We start from the raw sequence: 12,492 nt of genomic DNA, 5'->3' as shown, positions 1-12,492 counted from the left end.
AATGTCATTTTGTGCTTCAATCCTTTCATATGCTATCCCGAACCGAGCGGTCATCCCGAACTTGTTTCGGGATCTCCATCAGGACTTCATAAGATCCTGAAATAAATTCAGGATGACGTCTGAGTTCGGGATAACATTCATGTGTTCACTGGGATAGCAAGCAAGAACGACACCACCACCTTACCCAATAAATTTCACATATTATTAATGATTATTGATGACTGATAAAAATACTTTATTAATTATAGATGGCTATGGTTTTGTTTTTAGAGCATATCATGTACAACCACCATTAACTGCACCAGATGGCACTCCTGTTGGTGCGGTGTATGGGTTTACTAGTATGCTGATGAAAATTTTACATGATTTTAAACCAACCTTTGCAGTTATGGTATTTGATTGTGGTGATAAGAATTTTCGTCATCAAATCTATGATCAATACAAAGCTCATCGGCCACCAGTAGCTGAAGAGTTAATCTCACAATTGCCGATAATGCGCACTGCAGCACGAAGTCTTAATTTTTTCGTGATTGAAAAATCCGGCTATGAAGCAGATGATGTTATCGCAACTATAGCCACTAAAGTAGCTGAACAACAACAGAATGCAGTAATTATTTCTTCAGACAAAGACTTGCTACAGTTGATGAGTGATCATATTAAAATATATGATCCCATAAAAAATAAATATATATCATCAGATAATGTAGTAGAGAAATTTGGCGTTACTCCTGATCGTTTAAGAGAAGTAATGGCTTTAATTGGCGATAAATCGGATAATATACCAGGAATTCCTGGTATTGGTCCTAAAACCGCCGCTACCTTAATTCGACAATTTGGCTCATGCGCCGCAATGCTCAGCTCTACTGAGCAAATCAGCAATATAAAACAACGAGCAATAATTGAAGCATCCAAAGCTAAAGCTTTAATCTCTTGGCAATTAGTTGGTTTAGATCATGATGTTGATATTGAAATTGATTTAGAGAAATTTCAATGGAGTCCGCCTAATGTTAATCAGTTGTCTGATTTTCTGGTAAGCTATGGCTTTAAATCATTATATAAAAGAGCTGAGGGTCTATTTCAGATTAAAATTAACGATCACCAATTAGTTGATGTAGATACAGTGGTGATCCAGGAAATTTTTACTAAAGAGGAATTAGCACCAATATTGCATATAGCAGAGCATATTGGTTTTTTGTCAATCTATGTTATGGAACACCAGCATCAGCCAGTAGCATTAATTTTATCAGTAAAGGCTGATAAAAGTTACATAATTTCTCGGTCTCATGATAGCAAAGCCGAAGATTTATTTGCAATGATAGCAGATAATGATTGGTTTATACCAATCATAGCCCCCTATTTAAAAAATAAAGCAATCAAGAAAATTACGGTAAATATAAAATTATTATATAGTCTATTTACAGTGATAAATTCTTGTGAAGATATAGAATTAATGCAATATATACTATCTGCCGGAGCTGCCAGGCAAGATATATTTGAGACGGCAAAACAACATTTGAAGCTGGCTGATATTATTAATGATTCAGCAAAAATAGTAACAAAATTTCATGATAATTATCAACAATTAATCAATGAATTAAGAAGCAATCATATCTTACAATTATATAGTGATATTGATCTGCCGTTAAGTAAAATTATCTATCAAATGGAGCGTAGTGGTATTAAGGTAGATTTAAGTTATCTACAACGATTATCAAGTGAGTTTACTACTGAAATCTTATCACTAGAACAAGAAATTTTTAATTTGTCTGGAGTTAAATTTAATATTTCTTCTACTAAACAATTAGGAACAGTTTTATTTGAGAAAATGCAGCTACCATTCGGTAAAATATCAGCTAAATCCAAAAATTACGTAACTGATGTCGAAATATTAGAGGTTTTAAGTGAACATGGTTACATGATCGCAGACCTATTGTTAAGATGGCGGCTTTTAAGTAAACTAAAAAATACCTATACCGATGGCTTGCAGTCGCATATTAATCCAGTAAGTCATCGAATACATACTACTTTCTTACAAACTTCTACTACTACAGCCAGATTAAGCTCTCAAAATCCTAATTTACAAAATATTCCTATTCGTTCTAAAGAAGGCAATAAAATTAGAGCAGTGTTTATAGCTGAACAAGGATATAAGCTGATTTCTGCTGATTATTCTCAAATTGAACTACGCATCTTAAGTCATGTTGCTAATGTAGCAAAATTAAAACAGGCTTTTATGGATGGTCTAGATATACATAGTTTAACTGCCTGTAATATTTTCAAACTGGATCAATCACAGTTAACAAGTGAGCATCGACGTAAAGCTAAAGCAATTAATTTTGGGATAATTTATGGAATTAGCGCTTTCGGTCTAGCAAAACAACTTAACATTACCTCCAAAAAAGCAGCAGAATATATGCAGAGCTATTTTGCAGAATATCCTGAAATTCAAGAATATATGGAAACTACCAAGATTTATGCAAGAGAACATAGATATGTTCAAAACTTGTTTGATAGAAAATGTTTTATCCCATCAATTAATGATAAAAATAGTAATATAAGACAATTTTCTGAGAGAGCAGCGATTAATGCACCTATTCAAGGTACAAGCGCAGATATTATCAGAATTGCAATGATTAATATCGACAAAGAAATATCACGGCAGCGATTACAGACTAAATTAATTTTACAAATTCATGATGAATTATTATTTGAGGTGCCACAACACGAAGTCGCAATGGTTTTGCCGATATTGAAAAATATCATGGAACAAGCTTCACCTTTAAGTGTTCCAACAATTGTAGAAGTAAAAGCAGGAGATAATTGGATGGAAATCCATTAGACCTCTATCACAATCGTAAGCATTGATTTTAATTTTGCTGCTTCAGTCCATTATAGTCATGCAAAGACTGATGCAATTGATGGCTAAATTGATGAAAGCGTTGATAGCCTTGCTACCAGAATTTGGTAGTGTTGATGGCAAAAGAATGGCGAGTTTATGTGTGGTAGCACCTCATTGACACGTATGGTTCATTGAAAACTCTCTTGAAAAACGCATATATATTTTAATTTCTATCTGTGATAGCAATATTATTTGCTTTTATCTAGAATTTTGGCATGATTTATGCGTAATTGTATATTAAACATTGATTGGATTTAGTTATGGCTGATTTAGCGGTTTTAAGTGTTATGAGTAATAACAGTAATAAAATATTGGCGGTTGAATCTGACTTTAGCCGGAATAGCCGGGATAATAAATTTAAATTCAAGGAAATGTTAGAAAAAGCTGGTAATAAATCAGAAATAGCTGAAAGCAGAAAAGAACGAAATCCTGAGGCGCAAGAAAGTAAAGAAACCGAAAAAACTCAGGATATTAACGCTGAGCTTGAGCCTGAGTTTGTTGCAAGTAATAGCAAAGCTGATAGTGTTGAAGATAGTATACAAGGTTTTATGTTGTCTAATTTAAACACAGAAAGTGAACAACTTGTAGTAAAAGAAGCTACTGATGTAGATCTTCAACAAGAGATGTTTGTAGTTAATCCAACAGAGATAGATATTGATTTACAGCAGCAGATATTGCCACAAAAAATTAAAGTAGATGAAGAGAGTATAGTAGAGGTAGATATTATGCAAGAATTGGTTGTTGCGGATGCAGATGTCGATGGCTATATTCCAATAAAATTACCAATAAAGCCGGAAGAGAAGGAGAAACAAGCTAAAGAAATTGATGTTATTCTTCCTCAAGAAGGTATGAAGACTGATGATTTAATTCAAGAATTAGTATTAGGAAGTCAATTTTTGCCTTTACCATCTGTGCAAAAATTGAATTTAGATTCAGAGCTATTAGATTTGAGTGATAATCTAATAAAAAATCCTTTATCTGTAGAAGTAATGCAATTATCGGGTATTAGAAAAGAAAAACAAGAAAAAGTAGATGTGGAGATTGATATTATCACTAAGTCTGATGGTGGTGATGTGAAGAATTTTGGTCAGAATGATGCAAAACCTGAATTTTTGGTTCATGCAAAAATAGTTGTGCCAGCCGTTGAAATGCTGAGGCAAGAGATAGAAGCAACAGGTGATGTAAATGATCAGTTAAGTGGTGATAGAGAGTTAATAGATAGCAACTCTAGGGGGTTTGTTATTCAACTGGACAGTGATAAGAAGCCGGTTATCTCATTTAAAGAGATTGCAAGTCAGCAATTGGAAAATATTCCACATCGTAACGATCAGGTGAGAATGGCTGTTGAAACTGCAGTCAAAAATGGTTATAGTAAAATTACATTACAAATGCATCCAAATAACCTGGGAAATGTAGGTATAATCATTGAATTTAATGATGAAAAAGTGGTTTCAATAAGGTTTATGGCTGAAAATCGTAATACCAGTGAGTTATTGGCTAAAGATTTTGCTGTTTTAGAGCGTGAACTGAGTAAAGTAGTGAATATAGATAGGGAGACTTCTTTGAGTTTTGATTTTAAAGGTGATAATAGTGGTAATAGCAGCCATCAAGCTGAACAAAATAAGAAAGATATATTATCAACGCCTTTGATGCTACAAGAAGATACAGCTAGTGATAATAGTAAAAAGAATAGATATGGCGCTAGCCTCCTTAGAGCAGGTGGTGTTGATATTGAAGTTTGAGGTAAATTAATGAAAGTTTTAAATCCAAGACATGAACCAGAATTAGCAAAAACCTTTGGTGGTAAGACTCAAGCAGGTTATACTAATGCATATAATAAGTTAAATAATGATAGAAACAGTCTTGAAGAAGCAGAAAAACATTTTCAAAAAATAATGGACGACTTTCAAGCACTAACTCTTGCATCATTAAAGAATCAAAACATTGTTGGTATGCTATCTGGGGATGGTTCTGGGGGAAACAACAATTCTCAGCAAGATGCTATTATGAAGCTTAGCCAAATGACTGTTGAGACAGCTCAGAATAGAATTTTAATAAACCAGATGGAGCGGTTAGTAGAAAGCAATGAGCAGTCTCAAATTGATTTGTATCTAGGGAAAGAAATTTATTATGATGATAGTATCAGAAATTATAGTGGAAAGGGCGATATTACCTTTGATTATGAATTAAAATATGGTGACTTACCGCAAGGGACTAATGTGTTGGCTAGAATTAGCATTTTTGATGAAGATGGTCGAGAGGTATTTAACGGTAAAGGTAATAGTAGTAATGGTAGTAATAAATTTGTTTGGAATGGTAGAGACGACAAAGGTCAAGAAGTTGCTGAAGGCAAATATAAAATAAAAGTTTCAGCTTCAGCTACCCTGGGTGGCACTAGAGCTACACTACCGATTGATGTTACTTCTTCTCTTAGTGGTATTGTTGATGGTATTAGAGTAGTAGACGATAACCGGCTATTGGTTGTTAATGGTAAGTTAGTTGACCCAGATAATATCACTGAATATAAGAATGTAAAAGCAGATGCTGGAGCTATTTCAGTGAATGCTAGTGTAGGTCTTATTGGTAAGCAAGCTACTATCGATCTATCTACCTTTAGAGTGGTGCAAGGTAAAGGTGAGATTATTTATGACAATCAGGCTCAGATAGAACACCAAGGAAATGTACGAATTGACATTGTAGATAAAAATGGTAAACCGGTAACTACAGTTGTGTATGATAAACCTTTGCAAGCAGGTGTCGGTACTATAGAGTTAGACACGAGAAAGCATAAGCTTGTTGATGGAGAGTATAGTTGTACATTATTTGTGGAAGACAAAGATAGCCAACAAAATGTACAGTTAGGTAAGGTAAAGTTAGTTGATGTTACTGGCGTAGATGTCAAGGCTAAGAAAATTATTGCAGGTAGCGCAACTTATCCGCTGGCCAACATAACTGGTACTATTGGAGAATCAAGAGAAGAAAGATTTTTAACTGGTTTAGCAGCTTCTTATATTGGCACACAGGTTGAATATGACAATAGTGATTTCAATCATAATAGTGGTGATCAGTTTACTAGAGAAGTAAGGATTCAGAAACCTGCTGAAGGTCAACGTTTGGGCGATGCTCGACTAAAAATATATAAAGGTGAACAATTAGTGGCAGATGTGCCAAAGCTAGTTGCTGACTTATGTTATCATGATCAAGAACCTATCCCAAGATATGATCAGTTAGATGCAGCTAGTAAGGATATGGTTGATAATTACATTAAAAATAAATTCTTGATTCAAGGATTTAACCATTATACAGACTTAAACTTAGATCATCAAATAGCTGTTGCTCCTTATGTTGCGCCTTATATTGCAGCAGAATTCAGAGCAGGAAATATGTTTACACAGCTGCAAGTTCGTGATGAAAATACTAAACTGAAAAATATGGAGATCGTTAAATTTTCCTGGGACGGTTTAATAAATGGACTGCCTGCTGAAAATGGAAAATATCGTTATGAAATTCATACAACAACAGTCGATAATATTACAACTGTAATTACTCCAACAAAAATTAGTAGTGTTACTAATGATCTAATAAAAAGCTCAATAGTCAAAAATGAACAACTATATTTTGAGTTAGCAGGTGGTGAGACTATTACAAAAGAACAAATTTTGGTAATAAAATCATAAATCCAACTCTTTACTTGAATTGGATTATAGTCAATTAAAGACTGCTGGATCAACTATGATTTGATAAAATGTAGAATTTATATTCTCTTCAATTCTACACTGCAGTAACCGATTATGTACTTTTAGCACATCCAATTCTTGCGGAGTCTAGCTGCTGTAAATGTTGATAGTACTGCATCCATTAGTTGTAATGTTATTTTTTTTAAACTATAGATACAATTCTTGTTAGATGCTTTGGTAAGCTATTTTATGGCTAAAAACTCGTGAATAACACTCACCTTGCTTGCGCTTTCTCACCTTAAAATTTCACTGTCATCACCTAGCTTACTCTAGCTATAGCTAATTCACTGTAGGAGAATGTTCTCTAATTTTCGCTTGTTTATTTTGATTATTTAGTTTTATTCTTTAAACTCCTGCATCTCATCATTAATATATAATTTATAAGCTAGCTGATAAAAACTGATTGCTTCTTGCACTAATGCTGGCAGATTTTCTATCTTATGCTTTTCATTAGCTATTAATTGATAAGTATTAGGTAAAGAATTTGGTGCCAGAATCACCAGATTATCATCTTTCATAAATCCTAGCAGCTGGTATGTGCTAATAAAAGCCCGATTTGGTGGTGTTTGTAATATATCTTGACCAAAAAATTTGGTTTTATAGCTATATCCAGGTAAGGCAAGACTCAACACAGTTGGTGCTATATCAATCTGACTAGCCAGGTGATTAATTACTGTTGGTTGTAGTATTTCGGGGGCGTAGATTATCAGTGGAATATGATATTTCTCAACTGGTAGATCAGTTTTACCAGCACTAGCAGCGCAATGATCGGCTACAATTACAAAAATGGTATTTGCAAACCATGGATGAATTCTAGCAGCTTCAATAAACTTACCAATAGCATAATCCGTATATTTTACAGCAGCATTACGACCACCACCAGAAGGTAAATCAATTCTTCCTGCGGGAAAAGTATAAGGACGATGATTGGAAGTAGTTAAAATTAAAGAAAAGAAAGGTTGGTTTAATTTATAATTCTGATCAGCAACCTCGAGTGCTTTAGATAAAATATCTTCATCAGCTACTCCCCAAACATTAGAAAAACTTATCTCCTCAGCTCTTAAATTACTGCGGTCAGTGATTTTATAATTATTACCAGCAAAATAATTTTCTAAATTATCAAAATAGCTGTAGCCACCAAAGACAAAATCTATCGCATAACCCTGTTCTTTAAATACACTACTAATATTAAATAAATGTTGGTTATTAGGCCGACGAATAATCGATGATCCTGGAGTTGGTGGTGTTGATAAAGTAATAGCTTCTAAACCCCTTACCGTTCTGGTACCAGTAGCATATATTTTAGTAAAAAATAGCCCAGCTTTTGCTAGTCTATCCAAATATGGTGTAATATTATTCTTATTGCCAAATTCAGTCATAAATTCAGCGCTTAGACTTTCAACGGTAATGAGAATTACATTATATTTCTGCTGCTTTGCCGAATTATAGTTTTTAAATACTGAAGCTCCATCATTATGGTCAGCACTATTACTATACCGATCAATATTATGAGTATTTAAAAATTCATGACTATCTTGCCCAATTCTCACCCGCACAATATTTAATGCAGTATTATCATCAATGATTGTATAAAATTTATTATAGTCCAAACTATTATTACGAAATGCCGAAAAAAGTTCGTAATAACCATTGCGAGCAAGCTCTATTGCGTATCTATTACTGCTCAAACTAAGCTTTAGACTATCATAAAAGTTAAAAGTAATAATACTAAGAAATAGTAGACTTCCTGCGTAAATTAAATGCTGACTAATTTGAAAATTTGTGATTTGCTGTGATATATAACGTCGTGTAATAAAAACAATAACAAATGTTACAACCAGAAGACCACCGATAATTAACGGTAGAGGCAAAGATTCTCTGATCGTACCGATAATCTCATGAGTATAAATTAAGTAATCAACCGCAATAAAATTGAATCGTGTGCCAAACTCATCCCAAAAAATGATCTCAGCAATAGCGTTAAGCAGCAGGATAATGATTGCAAAAAAATAAGTGGTGATAGAAAATAAATAACGGCTGCGAGTTGATGATTTATAAAATAAAACAGATAGTACCAAAAATGGTGGCAAAAAGTAACAAAGAGGAATTAGATCATTGACTAAACCAATAAAAAATATTGCTGGCAGTTCGATTAGTTGAACTTGATCATTTAACAACCCATAAACAGTTAAAACAATCCTAGTCATCAACTGAATAATCAGGTAAGTTCTAACTAAAGTTAGGTTAAATAATCCTTTAAACAATGATTTTAACTGGATCATACTAACACTTTAGAGTCAATGTTTTATAACATAGGGCTTCAGCAATGTGAGGTTTATGCACTCTATTTGCACCTTCAAGATCAGCAATGGTTCTAGCTACTCTAAGTACACGATTATGTGCTCGCATCGACAGTCGAAATTTTATAGTTGCCTGTTTTAACAATTCTAAACCATCATCAACCGGCAAGGCATAATCAATTAGTAACTGCCCATCCAAATTATTATTAGTTTGAATATTATAACCATCATATCTTTGTAACTGAATATTTCTGGCAACAAGAACCCGATTGGCAATAATGCTCGAACTTTCTTCCTGATCATTTTCCAGATTCTCATAATGATAAATATTACTTGCCGCGACTTCAATATGTAGATCAAATCTATCCATAATCGGCCCGGAAATCCTCATCTGATAATCATTAGCACATTTTGGTGCTTTTGCACATTCTTTATGGCTATCACCAATATACCCACATTTGCAGGGGTTCATTGCTGCAATTAATTGGAAGTTAGCTGGATATTTTATATGAGCATTGGCTCTGGAAATTAATACTTCGCCAGTTTCAATCGGCTGCCGCAAAGATTCAATGACGTGAGAAGGAAATTCAGGTAATTCATCTAAAAATAATACACCATTATGAGCTAATGAAATTTCACCAGGACGCACTTTCTTGCCAATACCACCGCCAACCATTGCAGCCATAGAACAGGAATGATGTGGAGCACGAAATGGACGAGTTCTTGTTAGTTTACCACCTTGAATGAGACCTGCAATACTGGCAATAGTACTGCACTCCAAAATTTCTTTAGCACTCATATTTGGTAAAATACTAGGCAAACGTTGCGCCAACATCGATTTACCGGTTCCAGGAGGTCCAAACATCAACATATTATGACCACCAGTCGCCGCAATTTCAAGCGCTCTCTTGGCAATTTTCTGTCCTTTGATGTCTTTAAGATCCAAATAATTTATTGGCGTATCATCAAATTCTGTTTTAGGTGATACCAATATTTGCGAACCTTTAAAATGATTAATTAACTCCAGCAAATTCTCTGGTGCCAGAATTTTTTCATTACCAGACCAAGCCGCTTCAATACCATTATATTTAGAGCAGATCAAACCTTTGTCTCTCATGGAAGCACCAATAGCAGCTGGTAGCACGCCATTAACTTGCAATATAGTGCCATCCAGCGACACTTCACCTAAAATCAAATATTCCATGATCTCTTCTGCGGGCAATATTTTCATAGAGCTAAGAATTGCACAGGCAATTGCCAGATCAAAATGACTACCTTCTTTAACTAGATCTGCTGGTGCTAAATTAACTAAAATCTTTTTTGCTGGAAGGGCAAGACCAATAGAAGATAAAGCTGCTTTCACCCGTTCACGTGACTCTGCAATTGTTTTATCCGCAAGGCCGACGATAATAAAATTGGGAATTCCGGGCGCAATTTGTACTTGTACGTCTACGTCTACGTCTATAATCTCGATACCGTTAAAGGTTAGGCTTGCTACATGAACTATCATTAAATATATTACAAAATGAAACGTGCCAAATCAATATTCTTAACCCAGTTCGATAATTGTTTGTCAATAAAATTATCATCAATAACGATGTTCTTATCCTCGAGCTCACTAGCGTTATAGCTAATATCTTCCAACAACTTCTCTAAAATAGTATGTAATCTTCTAGCGCCGATATCTTCAACTTCAGCATTAAAACTTGTAGCATAATCAGCTATTTTAATTATTGCTGCATCAGTAAATTTTAATTTAACTCCCTCAGTGCCCATTAAAGCCATGTATTGTTTAATTAGACTAGCTTCAGGCTCAGTAAGAATTTTAACCAAATCGTCTTTAGTTAAAGGGTTTAATTCTACCCTGATTGGCAACCGCCCTTGTAACTCAGGCAATAGATCAGATGGTTTTGATAAATGAAAAGCGCCAGAAGCAATAAATAATATATGATCAGTTGCTATCGTCCCGTATTTGGTACTAACATTAGTACCCTCAATTAATGGCAATAAATCTCTTTGCACCCCTTCACGACTGATCTCTCCGCCTTTTGCTTCATTACGCGAACTAATCTTATCGATTTCATCAAGAAATACTATACCGTCATTTTCAACCAGACTTAAAGCTGCAGCAGTAATTTTATCCTGATCAATTAATTTATCAGATTCTTCTGAGATGATCACCTCAATGGCTTCTTTAACAGTCATTTTTCGTAGTTTGGTTTTACTACTACCACCAAAAGCTTTACCAAGCATATCACCAATATTTAAAACTCCCATGGCTGCTCCAGGCATTCCTGGGATTTCAAAGCTACCACCACCGATTGGCGCAGTATCCGCAACATTGATTTCTATTTCGGTATTATCCAATTCATTATTTAAAATTTTGCTACGAAATTTATCACGGGTTTCTTCAGTAGCTGACTTCCCTACTACTGCATCAAGGATTCTTTCAACTGCTTTAGCTTCAGCCTTAGCTATTACTTCTTTTTTGGCATTAATTTTTTGAGTAGTTACAGCCACCTCAACCAAATCACGAATAATTGACTCCACATCCCGACCAACATAACCCACTTCAGTGAATTTTGTTGCTTCTACTTTGATGAACGGTGCTCCGGCCAACTTAGCAAGTCTTCTAGCTATTTCAGTTTTACCTACCCCTGTTGGACCAATCATTAAAATATTTTTTGGTACAATCTCTTGACGCATTGCGATGTCTACGTACCGACGGCGATAACGGTTTCTTAAGGCAATTGCCACAGCTTTTTTAGCATCAAACTGACCAACGATAAATCGATCCAGCTCAGCAACAATCTGGGCTGGCGTTAGCCCCATGATATTTTTCTTGGAAATTTTACTCATACTACTTTCTCTAAAATAATATTATGATTAGAAAACACACAAATATCAGCGGCAATATGCATAGATTTTAAGGCAATTTCTTCTGCAGTGAGATTATTCTCTATGGTCATTAAAGCTTTAGCTGCCGCCAAAGCGTATAATCCACCAGAACCAATTGCAGCTATATGATCTTCCGGCTCAACTACATCACCATTACCAGTTAATATCAAGATATTATGCTTGTCGGCAACAATAAGCATTGCTTCCAAGCGTCTTAAATATTTGTCAGTACGCCAATCTTTTGCCAACTCTACCGCACTTCTAACCAGTTGCCCAGAATGTTTCTCAAGCTTTGCCTCCAGTCGTTCAAATAACGTCAACGCATCAGCGGTAGAACCGGCAAAACCGGCAATAATATTTTTATTGGATAATGTTCGTAATTTTCTGGCAGTAGATTTTAAGATAGTGTTGCCAAATGATACCTGACCATCAGCAGCAATGACTACTTCATTGCCTTTACGCAAACACAATATAGTAGTGCCATGTAATGCTATGTTATTTGACATAAAATTTGATTAATATCACTTAAGTTCAATAAAAAATAATTTGATATTAATCAAATAAACATTTCACGACTAAATTGCAAGTCTTATGCTGAAGTTAATGTAAGAAAAATAACTTTTGATTAGTTTAGATTAGCAGCGCAGCGTTGGTTGAA

General features: G+C 34.6%; 7 protein-coding genes. 3 read left to right on the top strand and 4 right to left on the bottom strand.

Translation table 11 applies throughout. From position 1 onward, the window contains the following. The first annotated feature begins 217 nt into the window (after nucleotides 1-217). From polA to R2I74_RS00385, 3 genes are all read left to right on the top strand, one after another. Nucleotides 218-2,839 carry a DNA polymerase I gene (gene polA / locus R2I74_RS00395; protein ID WP_316353098.1) on the top strand — a complete coding sequence of 874 codons (2,622 nt, stop codon included), beginning with the start codon at nucleotides 218-220 and terminating at the stop codon, nucleotides 2,837-2,839. Between the two features lie 308 nt (nucleotides 2,840-3,147). After that, nucleotides 3,148-4,641, top strand: a complete 1,494-nt coding sequence (locus R2I74_RS00390; RefSeq protein WP_316353097.1) for a flagellar hook-length control protein FliK — start codon at nucleotides 3,148-3,150, stop codon at nucleotides 4,639-4,641. 9 nt (nucleotides 4,642-4,650) lie between these two features. Then, entirely contained in the window at nucleotides 4,651-6,576 is a 1,926-nt protein-coding gene (locus R2I74_RS00385) for a FlgD immunoglobulin-like domain containing protein (protein ID WP_316353095.1), read from the top strand. Nucleotides 6,577-6,974: 398 nt separating this feature from the next. Here the strand turns inward: R2I74_RS00385 and R2I74_RS00380 are convergent, their stop codons facing one another. From R2I74_RS00380 to hslV, 4 genes are read right to left on the bottom strand one after another with little or no spacing between them, the layout of a single operon-like run. After that, nucleotides 6,975-8,918 carry an LTA synthase family protein gene (locus tag R2I74_RS00380; RefSeq protein ID WP_316353094.1) on the bottom strand — a complete coding sequence of 648 codons (1,944 nt, stop codon included), beginning with the start codon at nucleotides 8,916-8,918 and terminating at the stop codon, nucleotides 6,975-6,977. A 1-nt stretch (nucleotide 8,919) separates the two neighbouring features. Then, nucleotides 8,920-10,446: a YifB family Mg chelatase-like AAA ATPase gene (locus R2I74_RS00375; RefSeq protein WP_316353092.1), complete on the bottom strand. Its 1,527-nt coding sequence runs from the start codon at nucleotides 10,444-10,446 to the stop codon at nucleotides 8,920-8,922. 8 nt (nucleotides 10,447-10,454) lie between these two features. Next, on the bottom strand, nucleotides 10,455-11,795 hold the full coding sequence (gene hslU, locus R2I74_RS00370) for an ATP-dependent protease ATPase subunit HslU (protein ID WP_316353091.1): 1,341 nt from the start codon (nucleotides 11,793-11,795) through the stop codon (nucleotides 10,455-10,457). Next, entirely contained in the window at nucleotides 11,792-12,340 is a 549-nt protein-coding gene (gene hslV / locus R2I74_RS00365) for an ATP-dependent protease subunit HslV (RefSeq protein ID WP_316353089.1), read from the bottom strand. The genes hslU and hslV overlap by 4 nt, the downstream gene beginning before the upstream one ends. Between the last annotated feature and the right edge of the window lie 152 nt (nucleotides 12,341-12,492).

The organism is Candidatus Trichorickettsia mobilis, from assembly GCF_963422225.1.
In the GTDB taxonomy this organism is placed as follows: Bacteria; Pseudomonadota; Alphaproteobacteria; order Rickettsiales; family Rickettsiaceae; genus Trichorickettsia; species Trichorickettsia mobilis_B.
Note: the sequence above shows the minus strand (reverse complement) of the source record. Positions and strands in the feature narration are given on the sequence as shown.